This is a genomic window from Aeromicrobium halocynthiae, assembly GCF_039531385.1.
Taxonomy (GTDB): Bacteria; Actinomycetota; Actinomycetes; order Propionibacteriales; family Nocardioidaceae; genus Aeromicrobium; species Aeromicrobium halocynthiae.
Map to the genome: position 1 here is coordinate 1 of NZ_BAAAPY010000017.1, position 17,965 is coordinate 17,965.

General features: G+C 71.1%; 18 protein-coding genes. 14 read left to right on the forward strand and 4 right to left on the reverse strand.

The genetic code is table 11. The features are described from left to right. The coding region (locus tag ABD213_RS15130; RefSeq protein WP_425546076.1) for a helix-turn-helix domain-containing protein at nt 1-170 on the reverse strand (170 nt) is incomplete at its 3' end. A gap of 127 nt (nt 171-297) precedes the next feature. On the opposite strand from ABD213_RS15130, the gene ABD213_RS14760 reads away from it, so the two are divergent. Continuing rightward, the gene (locus ABD213_RS14760) at nt 298-1,302 is read left to right on the forward strand and encodes a patatin-like phospholipase family protein (RefSeq protein WP_344330200.1); all 1,005 of its coding nucleotides are present in this window, start codon (nt 298-300) and stop codon (nt 1,300-1,302) included. 7 nt (nt 1,303-1,309) lie between these two features. Here the strand turns inward: ABD213_RS14760 and ABD213_RS14765 are convergent, their stop codons facing one another. After that, nucleotides 1,310-2,161, reverse strand: coding sequence for an ATP-grasp domain-containing protein (locus ABD213_RS14765; protein WP_344330201.1), 852 nt, complete (start codon nt 2,159-2,161; stop codon nt 1,310-1,312). Between the two features lie 80 nt (nt 2,162-2,241). Between ABD213_RS14765 and ABD213_RS14770 the strand changes: the two genes are divergently transcribed. The 8 genes from ABD213_RS14770 (at nt 2,242) to ilvC (ending at nt 11,529) form a co-directional block, all read left to right on the forward strand. Further along, nucleotides 2,242-2,898 carry a SatD family protein gene (locus ABD213_RS14770; RefSeq protein WP_344330203.1) on the forward strand — a complete coding sequence of 219 codons (657 nt, stop codon included), beginning with the start codon at nt 2,242-2,244 and terminating at the stop codon, nt 2,896-2,898. Then, on the forward strand, nt 2,895-3,557 hold the full coding sequence (locus tag ABD213_RS14775) for a hypothetical protein (protein WP_344330206.1): 663 nt from the start codon (nt 2,895-2,897) through the stop codon (nt 3,555-3,557). The genes ABD213_RS14770 and ABD213_RS14775 overlap by 4 nt, the downstream gene beginning before the upstream one ends. Before the next feature lie 47 nt (nt 3,558-3,604). Further along, entirely contained in the window at nt 3,605-5,317 is a 1,713-nt protein-coding gene (gene ilvD, locus ABD213_RS14780; protein ID WP_344330207.1) for a dihydroxy-acid dehydratase, read from the forward strand. Nucleotides 5,318-5,321: 4 nt separating this feature from the next. Further along, entirely contained in the window at nt 5,322-6,779 is a 1,458-nt protein-coding gene (locus ABD213_RS14785; protein WP_344330209.1) for an SDR family NAD(P)-dependent oxidoreductase, read from the forward strand. A gap of 168 nt (nt 6,780-6,947) precedes the next feature. Further along, nucleotides 6,948-7,859, forward strand: coding sequence for a NupC/NupG family nucleoside CNT transporter (locus tag ABD213_RS14790; RefSeq protein ID WP_344330210.1), 912 nt, complete (start codon nt 6,948-6,950; stop codon nt 7,857-7,859). 238 nt (nt 7,860-8,097) lie between these two features. Then, a complete protein-coding gene (locus ABD213_RS14795; RefSeq protein WP_344330211.1) occupies nt 8,098-9,885 on the forward strand; it encodes an acetolactate synthase large subunit in 1,788 nt (595 codons plus the stop codon). A 46-nt stretch (nt 9,886-9,931) separates the two neighbouring features. Next, nucleotides 9,932-10,462 carry an acetolactate synthase small subunit gene (gene ilvN, locus ABD213_RS14800; protein WP_344330212.1) on the forward strand — a complete coding sequence of 177 codons (531 nt, stop codon included), beginning with the start codon at nt 9,932-9,934 and terminating at the stop codon, nt 10,460-10,462. A 41-nt stretch (nt 10,463-10,503) separates the two neighbouring features. After that, nucleotides 10,504-11,529: a ketol-acid reductoisomerase gene (ilvC, locus tag ABD213_RS14805; protein ID WP_344330214.1), complete on the forward strand. Its 1,026-nt coding sequence runs from the start codon at nt 10,504-10,506 to the stop codon at nt 11,527-11,529. 16 nt (nt 11,530-11,545) lie between these two features. On the opposite strand, the gene yczR is transcribed toward ilvC, so the two are convergent. Beyond that, nucleotides 11,546-13,033: a MocR-like transcription factor YczR gene (gene yczR, locus ABD213_RS14810; RefSeq protein ID WP_344330215.1), complete on the reverse strand. Its 1,488-nt coding sequence runs from the start codon at nt 13,031-13,033 to the stop codon at nt 11,546-11,548. Nucleotides 13,034-13,093: 60 nt separating this feature from the next. Here yczR and ABD213_RS15135 point away from each other — a divergent pair, with 60 nt between their 5' ends. Genes ABD213_RS15135 through ABD213_RS14830 form a run of 5 tightly spaced genes read left to right on the forward strand, consistent with a single transcriptional unit; the run spans nt 13,094 to nt 16,768 of the window. Further along, the gene (locus ABD213_RS15135; RefSeq protein WP_425546074.1) at nt 13,094-13,258 is read left to right on the forward strand and encodes a hypothetical protein; all 165 of its coding nucleotides are present in this window, start codon (nt 13,094-13,096) and stop codon (nt 13,256-13,258) included. Continuing rightward, complete coding sequence (gene yczE, locus ABD213_RS15140; protein WP_425546075.1) at nt 13,255-13,902, forward strand: membrane protein YczE; 648 nt, start codon at nt 13,255-13,257, stop codon at nt 13,900-13,902. The genes ABD213_RS15135 and yczE overlap by 4 nt, the downstream gene beginning before the upstream one ends. A 31-nt stretch (nt 13,903-13,933) precedes the next feature. Next, on the forward strand, nt 13,934-14,770 hold the full coding sequence (gene thiD, locus ABD213_RS14820; protein ID WP_344330217.1) for a bifunctional hydroxymethylpyrimidine kinase/phosphomethylpyrimidine kinase: 837 nt from the start codon (nt 13,934-13,936) through the stop codon (nt 14,768-14,770). After that, nucleotides 14,767-15,426, forward strand: a complete 660-nt coding sequence (locus ABD213_RS14825) for a TenA family protein (protein ID WP_344330221.1) — start codon at nt 14,767-14,769, stop codon at nt 15,424-15,426. The genes thiD and ABD213_RS14825 overlap by 4 nt, the downstream gene beginning before the upstream one ends. Before the next feature lie 52 nt (nt 15,427-15,478). Further along, nucleotides 15,479-16,768 (forward strand): hypothetical protein, encoded by a 1,290-nt coding sequence (locus ABD213_RS14830; protein ID WP_344330222.1) that lies wholly within the window; start codon nt 15,479-15,481, stop codon nt 16,766-16,768. Nucleotides 16,769-16,785: 17 nt separating this feature from the next. Here ABD213_RS14830 and ABD213_RS14835 read toward each other — a convergent pair whose 3' ends face one another. Further along, nucleotides 16,786-17,349 (reverse strand): O-methyltransferase, encoded by a 564-nt coding sequence (locus ABD213_RS14835; RefSeq protein WP_344330223.1) that lies wholly within the window; start codon nt 17,347-17,349, stop codon nt 16,786-16,788. Nucleotides 17,350-17,965 lie beyond the last annotated feature (616 nt).

Genomic DNA, 17,965 nt, shown 5'->3' on the forward strand with positions numbered 1-17,965 from the left:
TCTTTGGGAAGCAGCGCCGAAAGGCCGTACTGCTCGGCCTTGTCCAACCAGCCGTAGTAGGTGTTGCGCGAGACGCCGAACACCCGGCAGGCCTCGGCCACGTTACCGATCCTGGCCGCGTGCTCGATCAACCGGACACGACGGTCGTACACAATGTCTTCGTGGGTCACGGGATGGCTTCCTGTTCTCTAGATCACAGCAATCCAGAGACTGCCTCCCGTGACCCACACCTGCGTGGAGGCTGGCCGGGTCAGGTGTCACCCCAACCCGTGATCCCTAAGGCCTAGAGTGCGGACCATGTCGGACTCGGGGGAGCGCCACCGGGCGACCGACCTCGTCCTGGAGGGTGGTGGCGTCAAGGGGATCGCCCTGGTGGGGGCCGCGGTGGCGCTCGACGAGGCCGGGTGGCGCTTCCCGCGCATCGCAGGGTCCTCGGCCGGTGCGCTCGTCGGAGCCGTCATCGCGGCGATGCAGAGGGCGGGGGAGCCGCTCTCGCGGGTCGACGAGATCATGCGGACCCTGGACTACTCCGCCATGCTCGACCGACGACCCACCGGACGAGCCGTCCGGTGGTGGCCGCGTGCCGCCGACGCCTGGGGCATCCTGTTCCACCTCGGCATGTACCGGGGCCGACACCTCACGGACTGGACCCGGGGCGTGCTCGCCGACCTCGGCGTGCGCACCTTCGCCGACCTCGCTCTCGACGACCCCGGTTCGCACCTCGGTCCCGAGCGCTCCTACCGTCTGGTGGTCACCGCGAGCGACCTCTCACGCCAACGTCTGATGTACCTGCCGTGGGACCTCGCCTCCTACGGCATCGACCCGGGTCGCTTCCCCGTGGCGCGCGCCGTCCGCGCGTCGGCGGCCATCCCGTTCATGTTCGAGCCGGTCCGTCTGAGGTCGCGCTTCGGCACCTCCACCGTCGCCGACGGGTCCCTGCTCGAGACCTACCCGATCGACGTGTTCGACCGCGACGACGGGCTGCCGTCCCGCTGGCCCACCGTCGGGGTGCGGCTGAGCTCCCCGTCGGACGAGCGGGCCCCTGCGACGCCGGTCCGTGGCCCCGTCTCGATGGTCGTCAGCCTCATCTACACGACCGTCGACTCCACGCAGGTCCGGCACGTCTCGGACCCGGCGGACCTCGAGCGCAGCATCTTCGCGCGCACCCGGGGGGTCCGCTGGACGGACTTCGACCTCACGGCGCAGCAGCAGGACGCGCTGTTCGACGCGGGACACGCCGCAGCACGGCGCTGGCTGCTCGAGCATCCGGAGGGACCTCCCGTCTCGCGCCCGGGTCCCTGAGCCGGCGTCAGGCGTCGAGCCGCTCGCGGAGTGCCGTGACGAACGCGTCGGCCCCGGTGTCGGTGTGCTGGAGGAAGAAGGACGGTTCGGTGAGCTCGAGCTCCATCAGCTGCCAGGAGCCGTCGGGGGCGCGGACGACGTCGACCCGGGCGTAGAGCGGGGCGGTGCTCAGCAGCGACGTCGCGACCGCGACGACCTCGGCGCCGAACGCGACCTGGTCGGCACTCGCCTCGCGCGCCCGGATGTCCTCCTTCATCGCGGGCAGGGTGCGAGGATCCTCGTCGCCCGCGAGCAGGGCACCCTTGCGGAAGGCGTGCGAGAACCGCCCGCCGAAGAACAGCAGACCCGTCTCGCCCTCGGAGTCGACGCTGTCGACGTAGGGCTGGGTCATCGTGGGCCGGCCTGCCGCGAGCAGTCGTCGGCCGTGCTCGGCGGCCGCGGTGGCGTCGCGCCACCGCGCGGTGTCCGCGGCGCCGGCGGACACGGTCGGCTTGACCACCCACTCCGCGGCCTCGGGCAGCGCGGCCTCGTCCTGCACCGACCACGCCGTGGGCACGATGGGCACCCCCGCGGTCTCGAGCTCGCGCAGGTAGTGCTTGTCGGTGTTCCAGGCGATCGTGTCGGCGTCGTTGACCAGGGTGGGCACCTGCCGGCTCCAGGCGAGGAACTCCTCGCGTCGCGGCACGTAGTCCCAGCACGATCGCACCACGACGGCATCGAACGACTCCCAGTCGACGTCGGGGTCGTCCCACACGACGGTCTCGGAACGTAGCCCGGCGCGCTCGGCCGCCCGCTGCAGGTGCTGGAGGTCGAGGTCGTCGAGGTACGCCGCTCCCGCGGCCCAGCCGATGCGTGTCATGAGCCCACTGTAGGAGACCCACGTGGCAAGCTGACGTCTTCATTCTTGTCAGATGAAGCCATGTGCTTCATTATGAGCGAATGACGTCATCTGCTTCGCCGAAGCCCGTCCACGCCGTCATCGGCGACGTCGTCGGGTCGCGTGAGCACGCGTCCCGCCGCGCGGTGCAGGAGGCCCTCGTGCGCGCGCTCGAGGTCGCCGACGCCGGTGTCACGTCGATCCAACGACCAGAACCCACCATCGGTGACGAGTTCCAGAGCGTCCACGCCGAGCTCGCCGACGCCCTCGTGGTCACGGTGCTCGTCCGGCTGGCACTGCCGGAGGAGCTCGACGTCCGCTTCGGCATCGGGATCGGGACGCTGGAGGTCGTCGGTAGCTCGCCCTATGGTCTGACGCAGGACGGTCCCGCGTGGTGGGCCGCCCGTCAAGCCGTCGTCGAGGTGGGGGAGAGGCAACGATCCATGCCCCACCTGCGCACCCGGGTCGTCCCGGCCCCGACGGCGGCGAGCCCTGACACCGGACTCGTCAACGCCTACCTGGAGACCCGCGACTTCATCGTCACCGGCTTCGACGGACGCCTGCGTCGCATCGCGGCCGGCCTGCTCGCCGGTCGCAGCATCGGCCAGATCGCCGACTCCGAGGGCATCTCCGCCTCGGCCGTCTCCCAGCGGGTCCGCCGCGGCGGGGTCCGGGCGCTCACCGAGTCCGTCGCCCACCTGCCTCGAGGTGCCTCGTGACGGTCGTCGCGCTGCTGCTGGCCGGGGTCGGCCTCGCCGACCTCCTCCCACGCTGGCGCCACGCGGCCGCCCTGCTCGTCGTGGTCGCGGGAGCGCTGGGCCTGGGTGCCGGCTGGCACACGCTCTGGATCGCCCTGCTCGTGCTCCTGGTCGTCGTCGTGTGGCTCGACGCGGCGTCCCACCGCTCGACCGCAGGCACCCGTGCCCTCGCCGTGAGCCTCGTCGGCCTGCTCGTCGCCTCTCCGGCACTGCGCTTCTCCGACGCCCCCCTCCAGCGCTGGTACGACGCCCTGCCGGTGCCCGCTCTGGCGACGGTCCCGCTCGAGCGCGCAGCCCTGGCCGTGGGGGTCCTGCTGTTCCTCGCGACGGCGGCGAACGTCGTGGTGCGGCAGGCACTCGAGGCCGTCGGGCCCCACGTCCTGCAGGAGGAGCAGGCCCTCAAGGGCGGACGCCTGCTCGGGCCGCTGGAACGGTGGCTGGTCTTCGGGTTCGCCGTCGCCGGACACGTGGCCGCGCTCGGTGCTCTCGTGGCGGCCAAGGGGATCCTCCGGTTCCCCGAGATCTCCCGCGACACCGCCGACGGCATGCGGGCCGAGTACGTGCTCGTCGGCAGCTTCGTCAGCTGGACCCTCGCCCTCGTGGCCGCGCCGCTGTTCTGAGCCCGGCCGGTGGCGGGGAGGGCCTGCGGCGGTCGTAGTCTTCTCCCATGGCCAGCCACACCCCCGACCCGTCCAAGGACGTCGCGCCCGGCGTCGACATCAAGCCCCGCAGCAGGGACGTCACCGACGGTCTCGAGCGCGCCGCGGCCCGCGGCATGCTGCGCGCCGTCGGCATGGGCGACGACGACTGGGTCAAGCCGCAGGTGGGCATCGCCTCGAGCTGGAACGAGATCACGCCGTGCAACCTGTCGCTGGACCGGCTCGCGAAGGCCGCCAAGGAGGGCGTTCACGCCGGCGGCGGCTTCCCGCTGGAGTTCGGTACGATCAGCGTCTCCGACGGCATCAGCATGGGTCACGAGGGCATGCACTTCTCGCTGGTGAGCCGTGAGGTCATCGCCGACTCCGTCGAGACGGTCATGCAGGCCGAGCGTCTCGACGGCTCGGTGCTGCTGGCCGGGTGCGACAAGTCCCTGCCCGGGATGCTGATGGCCGCGGCCCGCCTCGACCTCTCGAGCGTCTTCCTGTACGCCGGCTCGATCATGCCCGGCAACGTCGACGGCCGCGACGTCACGATCATCGACGCCTTCGAGGCGGTCGGTGCCTGCATGCGCGGGCTGATCACGCGCGAGGAGGTCGACCGCATCGAACGGGCCATCTGTCCCGGCGAGGGCGCGTGCGGCGGCATGTACACCGCCAACACGATGGCCTCGGCCGCCGAGGCGCTCGGCATGAGCCTGCCGGGCTCGGCCGCGCCGCCGGCGCCGGACAAGCGGCGCGACGCGTTCGCCGTCGCCTCCGGCGAGGCCGTCGTCGAGCTGCTGCGCCGCGGCATCACCGCTCGCGACATCCTCACCCTCGAGGCGTTCGAGAACGCGATCACCGTCGTCATGGCGCTCGGCGGCTCCACCAACGCCGTGCTGCACCTGCTGGCCATCGCCCGCGAGGCCGAGGTGCCGCTGACCCTCGACGACTTCAACCGCGTCGGCGACAAGGTCCCCCACCTGGGCGACCTCAAGCCGTTCGGCCGCTACGTGATGAACGACGTCGACAAGGTCGGAGGCATCCCGGTGATCATGAAGGCGCTGCTCGACGCGGGCCTCATGCACGGCGACGTCATGACCGTCACCGGCAGGACGATGGCAGAGAACCTCGCCGACATCGAGCTCGGCCTCGACGGCGACATCATCCGACCGCTCGACGCTCCCATCCACAAGACCGGCGGCCTGACGATCCTGCACGGCTCGCTCGCGCCGGAGGGCGCCGTCGTCAAGAGCGCCGGCTTCGACTCCGACGTCTTCCGCGGCACCGCGCGGGTCTTCGACGGCGAGCGTGCCGCGATGGACGCGCTCGAGGACGGCACCATCACGGCCGGCGACGTCGTCGTCATCCGCTACGAGGGCCCCAAGGGCGGGCCCGGGATGCGCGAGATGCTGGCCATCACCGGCGCCATCAAGGGCGCGGGGCTGGGCAAGGACGTCCTGCTGCTGACCGACGGTCGCTTCTCCGGCGGCACCACCGGCCTGTGCGTGGGGCACGTCGCACCCGAGGCGGTCGACGGCGGACCCATCGCGTTCGTCGCCGACGGTGACCCCATCACCCTCGACGTCGCGAACCGCACCCTGGAGGTCGAGATCGACGAGGCCGAGCTGCTCCGGCGTCAGGCCGGCTGGGAGCCCCACCCGCCGAAGTACACCTCCGGCGTGCTGGCCAAGTACCGCAAGCTCGTGAGCTCGGCCGCCCACGGCGCCGTCACCGGGTAGCCGCGTGGCGGACTTCACCGACGACGAGCTCGCCGTCGCGCTCAAGGTGCTGGGCCAGGCCCAGTACCTGGGGGAGGAGGACGAGGCCTACGTCGCTCTGCGGCGCGCCTGCGGCTCCTTCTACAAGGACGTGAAGAAGCAGCGCCGCAAGGCCAAGCGGGAGGCGGTCGCGGCCGCCGACCGCGAGGTCGTCGAGCGGACGGCCACCGGGTCGCAGCAACGCATCGACGACGAGACGGCCGGCCTCCCGCTCACGTCGCAGGCGCGCGGAGCCACGGCGGGGGTGCTGCAGGTCCCGCGCGGCTGCTACATCTGCAAGACCAAGTACACGCTCGTCGACGCCTTCTACCACCAGCTGTGTCCCGAGTGCGCCGAGCGCAGCCACGCCAAGCGCGACGCCCGCACCGACCTCTCGGGTCGCCGCGCCCTGCTCACCGGCGGACGGGCGAAGATCGGCATGTACATCGCCCTGCGACTGCTGCGTGACGGTGCCGAGACGACGATCACGACGCGCTTCCCCCGGGACGCGGTGCGGCGCTTCGCGAGCCTGCCCGACAGCGACGACTGGATGCACCGGCTCCGCGTGGTCGGCATCGACCTGCGGGACCCGGCGCAGGTCGTCGGCCTCGCCGACGACCTCTCGTCCCGTGGACACCTGGACATCCTGATCAACAACGCCGCCCAGACGGTGCGACGCACCCGCGGCTCGTACGGGCCGCTCGCTGCCGCCGAGGACGTCCCCCTTCCCACCGAGCTGCGTCACGGCAGCGGCGGACCCGAGCTGGTCACCTTCGGTCACACCAGCGACCTGCACCCGGCAGCGCTGGTCGGCTCGGTCGAGGCGCTCCCGCAGCTCGCCGGCGACGCGCGCACCGCCGACCAGCTCACCGCCGACGCCAACGTCCGACAGGCGATGGAGGCAGGTTCGGCGGACCTGTCGCGCATCGACGCCGGCGGGCTGGTCCCGGACGTCGTCGACACCAACAGCTGGGTCCAGACGGTCGACGAGGTCGACGCACTCGAGCTGCTGGAGGTGCAGCTGTGCAACCAGACGGCGCCCTTCCTGCTGATCAGCCGGCTCCGCCCGGCGCTGGCCGCCTCCCCGGCGCGACGCACCTACGTCGTCAACGTCTCGGCGATGGAGGGTCAGTTCTCGCGCCGGTACAAGGGACCCGGCCACCCGCACACGAACATGAGCAAGGCGGCGCTCAACATGCTGACCCGCACGAGCGCGGGGGAGATGCTCGAGTCCGACGGCATCCTCATGACGGCCGTCGACACCGGGTGGATCACCGACGAGCGCCCGCACACGACCAAGGTGCGGCTCGCGGCTGAGGGCTTCAAGGCTCCGCTCGACCTCGTCGACGGTGCCGCGCGGGTCTACGACCCGATCGTGCGCGGCGAGGCCGGCGAGGACGTGCACGGCGTCTTCCTGAAGGACTACGAGCCCTCGCCCTGGTGAGAGTCGGGGCCCACCGGGGGCCTGGCGACCCTAGACTGGCCGCCCGGGCGACGCGCGCTCGGTTCGCTCTCGGAGGGCTTCCAGTCCGTCATCGACACCTCCGGGGAGGGGATCGGTTTCCTGTTCGGTCCCGTCCTGCCCGAGGAGGGCAGCGTCTTCGCCTTCCAGGTGCTCCCGGTGATCATCTTCTTCGCCTCGCTGACGGCGGTGCTCTACCACTGGCGGATCCTGCCGCGGGTCGTCGCCGTCCTGGGCGGCGGTCTGGGCCGCCTGCTGGGGACGAAGCGGGCCGAGTCCGTGAGCGCCGCGTCGAACATCTTCGTCGGCCAGACCGAGGCCCCTCTGGTCATCCGCCCGTACATCGCGGGCCTGTCACGCTCCGGCCTCTTCGCGGTCATGGTCGGTGGGCTCGCCTCGGTCGCCGGCTCCGTCCTCGTCGGGTACTCCCTGCTGGGTGCTCCGCTGGAGTACCTGATCGCCGCCAGCTTCATGGCCGCACCGGGCGGCCTGCTCATGGCCAAGATCATCGAGCCCGAGCGGCCCGCCGACGCCGACGTGCTGCGCTACCGCAACGTCATCGACGCTGCCGCGACGGGAGCGTCCGACGGTCTGCGCCTCGCCCTCACGATCGGTGCGATGCTGCTCGCCTTCATCTCGCTGATCGCCCTGGTGAACCTCGCGGTCGGCGGGATCGGGGGATGGTTCGGCCTGGAGGACCTGACGTTCGAGCGCATCCTCGGCGCGATCTTCGCGCCGGTCATGTCGATGATCGGCGTCCCCTGGTCGGAGGCCACCGAGGCCGGCAGCTTCCTCGGCCAGAAGCTCGTGCTGAACGAGTTCGTCGCCTTCACGAGCTTCGGACCCGAGATCGAGGCGTTCACGCCCAAGACGGCCGCGATCATCACCTTCGCGCTCACGGGCTTCGCGAACCTCGCCTCCCTCGGCATCCTGCTCGGCGGGCTCGGGGGGCTGGCGCCCGAGCGCCGTCCCGAGATCGCGAGCCTGGGCCTGCGCGCCGTCCTCGCCGCCACGCTCGCGAACCTGATGAGTGCCACCCTGGCCGGCATCCTCATCGGATGACGGACCAGGCCCGAGGACTCTCGTCCGCATGCTGGAACGCGCTGTCTCGCCCCTTGATAAAGACCGGCACGGGGGTCACACTGATCCGGTGCCCTCCACTGTCCTCGTAGTAGCGCACTGACGCGACGACCCGCCGGTCACCGCGTCACCCTCTGTTGCCATGATTCGGCCAGGGGGTTTTTTCATGCCGAGCCCCCGTGAGCCCTCCCGCCCCGCACTCCCGACCGAAGGAACGACGATGACGCAGCAGGTCACCCGACCGAGCACCGAGACGTTGACGGGCGCCCAGAGCCTCGTCCGCGCCCTGGAGCAGGTCGGCGTCGACGTCATCTTCGGGATCCCCGGAGGCGCGATCCTGCCCGCGTACGACCCGCTCTTCGACTCCTCGATCCGACACATCCTCGTGCGTCACGAGCAGGGCGCCGGGCACGCCGCACAGGGCTACGCCCAGGTCACCGGCCGCGTCGGGGTCTGCATGGCCACGTCAGGACCGGGTGCCACGAACCTCGTCACGGCGATCGCCGACGCCTTCATGGACTCCGTGCCGATCGTCGCCATCACCGGCCAGGTCGCGAGCGGAGCCATCGGCACGGACGCCTTCCAGGAGGCGGACATCCGCGGCATCACCATGCCGATCACCAAGCACAGCTACCTCGTGACGGACCCGTCGGAGATCCCGCGCGTCATCGCCGAGGCCTTCCACATCGCCGGCACCGGACGTCCCGGTCCGGTCCTCGTCGACATCGCCAAGGACGCCCTGCAGGCGCAGGCGCCGTACTCCTGGCCGCACGAGCTCGCGCTGCCCGGCTACCGACCCACCACCAAGCCGCACGGCAAGCAGGTGCGCGAGGCGGCCCGCCTCATGGCCGCGGCCTCGCGCCCCGTGCTCTACGTCGGTGGTGGTGTCATCAAGGCCGAGGCCGCCGCCGAGCTGGCCGTCCTCGCCGACCTGACGCAGATCCCCGTCGTCACCACGCTGATGGCGCGCGGTGCCTTCCCCGACTCCCACCCGCTGCACCTGGGCATGCCGGGCATGCACGGGACCGTCGCGGCCGTCTCGGCCCTGCAGAAGTCGGACCTGCTCATCTCCCTCGGTGCGCGGTTCGACGACCGCGTGACCGGTCAGCTCTCGACGTTCGCCCCCGGTGCCAAGATCATCCACGCCGACATCGACCCCGCAGAGATCTCCAAGAACCGCACTGCCGACGTGCCGATCGTCGGTGACTGCAAGGAGGTCATCGCCGACCTCGTCGTCACCTTGCGCAAGATGGCCGACGAGGACGGCCTGGAGGGGGACTACTCCGCCTGGCGCGACCAGATGCTGTCCGTCAAGGCCAAGTTCCCCGTGGCCTACGACAAGCCTGCCGACGGTCTCGCGCCGCAGACCGTCATCGAGCGACTCAACGCGATCGCCGGGCCGGAGGCCACCTACGTCGCCGGCGTCGGCCAGCACCAGATGTGGGCTGCCCACTACGTCGACTACGAGCGCCCACGACAGTGGCTCAACTCCGGCGGTGCCGGCACGATGGGCTACTGCGTGCCCGCGGCGATGGGCGCCCAGGTCGCTGCGCCGGACTCCGTCGTGTGGGCCATCGACGGCGACGGCTGCTTCCAGATGACCAACCAGGAGCTCGCGACGTGCGCCCTCGAGGGCATCCCGATCAAGGTCGCCGTCATCAACAACTCCTCGCTCGGCATGGTCCGGCAGTGGCAGACCCTGTTCTACGAGGGCCGCTACTCCAACACCGACCTCAACACCGGCCCGGAGAGCATCGGTGCGCGTCGCATCCCCGACTTCGTGACCCTGGCCGAGGCCTACGGCTGCGTCGGCCTACGCTGCGACTCCGAGGAGGACCTCGACGCGACCATCCAGCAGGCCATGGCGATCACCGACCGGCCCGTCGTCATCGACTTCGTGGTCGAGCGCGACGCGATGGTCTGGCCGATGGTCGCCGCGGGCACCAGCAACGACGACATCAAGATCGCCCGCGACCTCGCCCCCGAGTGGGAGGACCAGGACCTGTGAGCGCCGCCCCCACGCCGTCCCGTCCGTCCCGACAGGAGAACCTCTGATGCCGCAACACACCCTCAGCGTCCTGGTGGAGAACACCCCCGGTGCGCTCGCGCGCGTCTCCAGCCTCTTCATGCGCCGCGGGTTCAACATCGAGTCCCTCGCCGTCGGCCCCACGGAGATCCCCGAGATCTCGCGCATGACGATCGTCGTCAACGTCGAGGAGCTGCCGCTGGAGCAGGTCACCAAGCAGCTCAACAAGCTCCTGAACGTCCTCAAGATCGTCGAGCTCGACTCCTCGTCCGCCGTCGAGCGCGAGCTCATGCTGATCAAGGTCAAGACCGACCCGCAGACGCGCGGGCAGGTGCTCGAGACCGTGCAGCTCTTCCGTGCCAAGGTCGTGGACGTCGCCACCGACGCCGTCACGATCGAGGCGACCGGTGACGCCGGCAAGCTCGCGGCGATGCTCAACGTGCTCGAGCCGTTCGGCATCCGTGAGATCGCGCAGTCCGGTCGGGTGGCGATCGGGCGCGGCGCCAGGTCGATCACGGACCGGACCCTGCGCACCGTCCCGGCGCCGCACAGCGCCTGACCCCCGAACCCGAACCCACAACCGAGGAGACACGAACCACCGTGGCCGAGATCTTTTACGACGACGATGCCGACCTCTCGCTCATCCAGGACAAGCACGTAGCCGTCATCGGCTACGGCAGCCAGGGACACGCCCACGCGCTGAACCTGCGCGACTCCGGCGTCGACGTCCGCGTCGGCCTGGCCGAGGGCAGCAAGAGCAAGGCCAAGGCCGAGGCCGAGGGACTGCGCGTGCTCCCGGTCGCGGAGGCGGTCGAGGAGGCCGACGTCATCGTCATCCTCACCCCCGACCAGGTGCAGCGCACCGTCTACGCCGAGTCGATCGAGCCGAACATCACCGCCGGCGACACGCTGCTGTTCTGCCACGGCTTCAACATCCGCTACGACTACATCCAGGCGCCCGAGGGCGTCGACGTCGTCCTCGTCGCGCCGAAGGCCCCCGGGCACACGGTGCGCCGTGAGTTCGTCGCCGGCCGAGGGATCCCCGACATCATCGCCGTCGAGCAGGACGCGTCCGGCTCGGCCTGGGACCTCGCCCTGTCCTACGCCAAGGGCATCGGCGGCACGCGCGCCGGCGTCATCAAGACCACCTTCACCGAGGAGACCGAGACCGACCTCTTCGGCGAGCAGGCCGTGCTCTGCGGCGGCATGTCGCACCTCGTCCAGGCCGGGTTCGAGACGCTCACCGAGGCGGGCTACCAGCCGGAGATCGCGTACTTCGAGGTGCTGCACGAGCTCAAGCTCATCGTCGACCTCATGTGGGAGGGCGGCATCGCCAAGCAGCGCTGGAGCATCTCCGACACCGCCGAGTACGGCGACTACGTCTCCGGCCCGCGCGTCATCGATGCCGGCGTCAAGGAGCGCATGAAGGCCGTGCTCGCCGACATCCAGGACGGCACGTTCGCCTCGCGCTTCATCGACGACCAGGACAACGGCGCCAAGGAGTTCAACGAGCTGCGCGAGAAGGAGGCCGGTCACCCCATCGAGGCCACCGGCAAGGCCCTTCGCTCGCACTTCTCGTGGTCCGCGGGCGACGACGACTACACCGAGGGCAGCGCCGCGCGCTGACGAGCGCGTCGCCGGCTCAGGCGATCAGGTCGAGGGTGCCGGTCCGTCCCGTCTCGCGCGGGGCGGGCCGCGCACCCTCGACGTCGTCCCAGGCCGTCCGAAGCCGCCGCACGGCCTCGGAGAGGCGCTCCGGGGCCTGGGTGTAGGGCAGACGGAGCCGGCGCTCGCCGATCCTCGACCCGCCGGTCACGAAGCGCGGCCCCGGGGTGAGCAGCAGGCCGTGCCGCGCTGCGGCGGCGACCAGTCGCGACGAGACCGGTCGGGGCAGCTCGGCCCACAGGTTGAGGCCGCCGGCGGGACAGGCGACGGTCAGCTCGGGGAGGTGCTCGGCCAGCTCGGCGAGCAGGTGGTCCCGGGCGGCGCGAGAGCGCGCCCTGCCGGCGGCGGCGGTCTGACCGCCCTCCTCCAGCAGCTCGACGAGGACGAGCTGGTCGAAGGCGGAGCTGCCGAGGTCGTCGGCCATCCGGTGCTGGACCAGTGCCGTCACGAGCGGTCGCGGCGCGCGGATCCACCCGACCCGCAGCCCACCCCAGAACTCCTTGGACGACGACCCGACGAGCACGGCCCGGGGGTCGTGGGCGGCGAGCGACTCGGGTAGCTCGATGCCGTCGAGGTTCACCTCCCGCAGGGACTCGTCGACGATCGGCAGGACGTCGTGACGTCGGAGCAGGCGGGCCACGGTGCTGCGCTCGTCGGCGCTCATCACGGCCGACGTCGGGTTGTGGAACTCGGGGATGAGGTAGGCGGCCCGGTGCCGACCGGCGCGCAGCACGGCCTCCAGCGCCTCGAGGTCCCAGGGCGTCTCGGCCACGGGCAGGGGAGAGAGTCGAGCCCCGGCGGCGACGAACGCCTCGTGCGCGTGCGGGTAGGACATCGCCTCGACGACCATCCGGTCGCCGGGGGAGAGGACGGTTCGCGCGATGAGTGACAACGCCCCCATCGCTCCGCTGGTGACGATGATCTGCTCGGGGTCGGTCGGGAGTCCTCGCGCGGCGTAGCGTCGCGCGAGCAGCTCGCGCAGCGCCGGCAGTCCGTCGGGGAGGTAGCCGGAGGTCGAGAACAGGTGGCACGCCTTGCCGGCAGCGGCCTCGACGGCGCGAGCCAGACCCGGCGGGCCGCTCGGCGCCGCGTAGGTGAGAGCCACGGCATCGCCCTCGCCGGGATCGATGATCAGCGAGCTCGCACCGGTGGCGGCGAACGGCACGCGGACGACGCTGCCCGAGCCGCGGCGCGAGACGACGAGATCGGCGTCGCGCAGCGCGGCGTAGGCGCGTGTGGTGGTCGTGCGACTGACTCCGAGGGCCTCGGCGAGCTCCCGCTCGCTCGGAAGCCGGGTGCCGTCGCCCACGCGCCCGTCGACGACCAGCAGGCGCAGCTGCTCGGCCAGGGCGTCGTAGAGCGGACGACCGTCGGCCTGCACCGGGCCGACGAGGCGCGACAGCTGCCGCCCGCTCAGGCTCGGGCCACCGGGTCCCGTGAGGACGTCTGACGACGAGGGGGGCATGAGGCCACTCTCTCACGATTGGCTATCGAAACCCAGTCCACTTCGACCGAGAGTGGACCCATGCTGTTCATCGGACTCCTCGCGGTCGTGACTGGTCTCGCCCTCTGGCGGACCGTCGCACTCGTGCGCGTCGACGGCCTCGGCCACCGGCCGCCGCCACGCAGTCATGCCGCCGAGACCGCCGGCACGACGTGGCCACGGCACGAGGAACGGAGCCAGCCGTGACTCGGCTCGTGCTGCGCCTCGCTCAGCTGCTCGTCGGGCTCGTGGTCTACGGACTCACGATGGCCCTGCTGGTGCGCTCCGGACTCGGCCTGGACCCGTGGGACGTCTTCCACGAGGGCGTCGCGCTGCGCCTCCCACTCACCTTCGGCCAGGTGGTCATCGCGACCGGTGCCGTCGTGCTGCTGCTGTGGATCCCGCTGCGGCAGCGGCCTGGGGTCGGCACCGTCGCGAACGTCGTGGTGATCGGACTCGCCGCCGACGCGGGCCTGGCCGTCCTCCCGACGCCCGATGCCCTCGCGTGGCAGGTCACCTACCTCGTCGCCGGCATCGTCGGCAACGGGATCGGCGGAGCGCTGTACATCGGCGCCCGGCTCGGCCCCGGGCCTCGCGACGGCCTGTGGCTCGCGCTCGTCGAGCGGACCGGCCGCAGTGTCCGGTTCTGGCGCACGACGATCGAGGTCACCGTGCTCGTGATCGGGTTCCTGCTCGGCGGGACGGTCGGCGTCGGCACCGTCGCCTACGCGCTGACCATCGGACAGGTGGTCCAGACGGTCCTGCCGCGTGTCGATCACGGCCTTGCTACCGTGACCGGGCACGGCCGGGGTGCCCCACCGAAGGGGCTGAGAACACACCCGCACACCTGATCCGGTTCGCACCGGCGGAGGGAGCCAGCCCATGACCCACGCGTTCCCAGGCGCACTCGACGAGACGAGTCCCGGGCGAACTCCGGTGATGCTCAGCATCGCCGGCTCCGACCCGTCGGGGGGAGCCGGCATCCAGGCCGACCTCAAGACGGCCACGGCGCTCGGTGTCTACGCCGGTGCGGTCGTCACGGCACTCACGGCGCAGAACACGCTCGGGGTGCAGGGCATCCACCCGATCCCCGCAATGTTCGTCGCCGAGCAGCTGCACAGCGTGCTGGGCGACCTCGACGTCGTGGCAGTCAAGATCGGCATGCTCGGGACCGCCGAGGTCGCGGACACGGTCGCAGACGTCCTTCGCGAGCACGCCGTGTCGCACGTCGTGCTCGACCCGGTCATGGTCGCCACGTCCGGCGACCGGCTCGTCCCCGAGGACGCGGTCGCCGCCATCCGCGACCGCCTCCTGCCGCTCTCGACCGTCGTGACGCCGAACGTGCCCGAGGCGGCGCTCCTCGCGGGCGTCCCCGTCGATGCGCTCGACGACCTCGAGACGGCCGGGAGACGACTCGTCGACGCCGGAGCCACCGCCGCTCTCGTCAAGGGAGGACACCTCGACGGCGACGACAGCGTCGACGTCCTCGTGACGGCCGACGCGGTCCACCGGCTGTCCTCGCCGCGCCTGCACACGCCGCACACCCACGGCACCGGCTGCACGCTGTCCGCTGCGGTCGCCTCGTTCCTCGTCCGCGGAGAACCGGTGGACCGCGCCGTGGCGCGGGCCAAGGACTACCTCGTCGCGACGCTCGCGAGCGGTTCGCGCCGGCACGTCGGAGCCGGGCGCGGGCCCGTCGACCACCTGGCCGGCCGATGATCGCCGAGCGCGCGTGGCAGGCGGCGCAGCCCTGGTTCGCCACCATCCTCGAGCACCCGTTCGTCACGGGGCTGGAGGACGGTTCCCTCCCGCAGGAGGCCTTCTCCCGCTACCTCGTCGACGACGCGCACTACCTCGACCGCTACGCGCGGGTGCTGGCGCAGCTGTCGGTGCGGGCGGTCGAGGCGCGTGACGTCGAGCTCTTCGCCGTGTCCGCCGCCGGAGCGGTGGCCGCCGAGCGAGCGCTGCACACGTCGTGGCTCGGCGCCCACGGGATCGACCCCGACGGGGACCAGACGCCCGAGCCGACCGCCACGTGCCGCGCCTACACCGGCTACCTCCTCGAGCAGGCCGTGTCGGCGCCGTTCGACGTCGCCGTCGCCGCGGTCCTGCCGTGCTTCCGGGTGTACGCCGAGGTGGGGCGGCGCCTCGGTCAGGACCTCGTGCCCGACCATCCCTACGCCGAGTGGATCGCCACCTACGCCGACCCGGAGTTCGATGCCGCCGTGCGCCGGGCCGAGGAGTGCCTCGACCGGGTCGTCGAGCACGAGGACGCGGCGATCGCGGCCTACGTGACCTGCACGCGGTTCGAGTGGATGTTCTGGGACGCCTCGTGGCGCGGCGAGGCGTGGCCGACCCCGCCCGCGAACCGTTGAGGCGTCGGTACCCCCACGGACCTGTGCCCGTCGTGGCAGGATGAGCCGCGCCATGGACACCAGTCTCATCGAGGGTCGTCGCTTCCTCGTCTGTCATTCGATCGTGCACGACCTGATCGGTTCGACGGTCGTCACCCTGGACCTCACCACCTTCCTGAAGGACGCCGGCGGTGAGGTGCTCGTCTACGCGACGTTCGTCGGCGACCCTGCGATGAGCCTGTTCGCCGACCGTGGGATCGAGGTGGTCGACGACGCCGGCATCGAGGGACGCTCCCTCGCGGAGTTCGACGTCGTGTGGGTCCACAGCCAGGTCCTCCCGGAGAAGATGGTCGACGAGCTCCTCGAACCGCTTCCCGACTCCTTGCCGAGCTTCGTGTTCCTGCACATGTCGTCGATCCACTACGCGCCGGACGAGCACCCGTACATCCATCGCCTCGAGGAGCGACTGTCGTCGTTGAGCCTCTTCATCTCCCCGGCCACCCGGAGGGTGCTGCTGCCGTACTTCGACACGCCGCCACCGACGGCCATCTACCCGAACCCGACGCCCGCGGAATTTGCGCGCGAGACGTACACCCCCCGTGATGCTCCCGAGAGGGTCGTCGTGGTCAGCAATCACGCCGATACCGACCTAATGGAGGCCAAGCGGCTCCTGGCCGATCGAGGGCTCGACGTGCGACACATCGGCCGGACGGGCGACGAGCAGACGCTGGTGACGCCCGAGGTCCTGGCTGACGCAGACGTGGTGATCACGATCGGCAAGACCGCTCAGTACTGCCTCGTCGCGGGCCGACCGGTGTACGTGTACGACCACTTCGGGGGGTACGGCTACCTCGACGACGACAACCTCTCGCACGCGCAGGACTGGAACTACTCGGGCCGGTTCGGTGAGAAGCGCAGCGCAAAGCAGATCGCCGACGAGCTCGTCGTCGGGTTCGGCGACGCGGTGACCTTCCACGCCTCGCGTCGTGAGGAGTTCGTCGAGACGTACTCGATCGACCGCGTGGTGCCGCATGTCCTGGCGGCCGTCGAGGACCGGCAGATCGAGCCCTTCGAGCAGAGCTATCACCACGCGGTGCGCAGCGCCCAGGCGTTCGGGGCCCGGTTCTTCCACTTCTGGGGGCACAACGCCAACGAGGTGCGCAACCGCGACCGGCTCACCTCCGAGCTGGCGGATCGCGACCGGCGTCTCGACCAGGCGGGGGTGGACGCGAACGCGCTGCGCGCCGAGATCGAGCGGATCCAGGGGTCCTGGACCTTCCGCGTCGGCCGCCTCGTGGTGCGTCCTGCATCGGCACTGGTGCGGTGGCTCACGTGGCCGCTGCGCCGGCTGCGCGCCCGCTGACGAGGGATCCGCGCGCGCTAGCGACGCGTGGCGATGAGCAGCGACGCGCCCTCGTCGATCATGAGCTCGACCGCCGCGAACCGCTCGTCGGTGAGCCAACGCTCGCGCACCGAGTCGACCTGGCCGTCGACGATCGGCGGCCAGTGCGCCGACGGGACGAAGTCGTCCAGGACGGCGATGCCGCCGGGCTCGAGGAGGGACGCGAGGACGTCGATCTGCTCCATCACCTCGCGGACGTCGACGAAGACGAGCGAGAAGGGCGCGTACTGCTCGAGGCTGGACCAGTCGCCGGAGACGATCTGCAGGTTCTCGACGTCCTCGAAGATCTGGCGCACGTCCTCGGCGAGCGCCGGGTCGAGCTCGGCGCTGACGATCCGCGCCTCCTTGGGCGCACCGCTGGACAACCACGCCGACCCGACCCCCGTGCCGGTGCCGAGCTCGGCGAGAGTCCCGGTGCGCGACGCGGCGAGGGCGGCCAGGAGCCGCCCGGTCTCGTGGCGGGTGGAGCTGATGAACCCACGCTGGCGCGAGAGGTCGAGGGTGCTCGTCACGAGCTCGGGAATCTCTGTGGGCGCGCTCACGCCGTCAGTGTTCCACCCGTCCGCCGTCGCGGCCCGCAGGGTGTCTCACCGGGCGAGACGCGCCAGGGACGACGCCTGACAAGCCACGCGCGCTGTGGCACCCTTGTCGACATGCGGAAGCAGCTCGTAGTCGCTTGCCGCGGCAGGGCCTCATAGGGCCACTCCCTGCCGCGGCGTTCGACGTTGGTCCGACGCTCCGCCGCAGGGACTGCTGATCACACCCGATCCACTCCCACCTCTCGGTCGACCACCGGGCCCGTGGCCCCGGCGGAGGTCGGTTCCTCGTCGATCCCGCGTCGCCTGCACGACCAACCGACCGAGAGGACATCATCATGGAGAGCACGCTCATCGAGTGGGGACCGGCGCACCTGCGCGAGGACGCCACCACGCCCGCACCGGAGCTGACCGAGCGCCCGGACGACAACTGACGGCACCGTCCATCCAGTGGGATCCGGTTCCCGGATCCTGAGACGGACGTCCTAGGATCGCTCAGTGTCAGGGTGGGGCTCGCCGCCATCAGCGGCTGGTTGGATCCTGAGCATCTGAGGTCTGGCTCATAGGTTCGCTGTCGCCTTCGGGTTGATGAGCATGTGTTTTGCCGGCCTCGGGTGTGAAG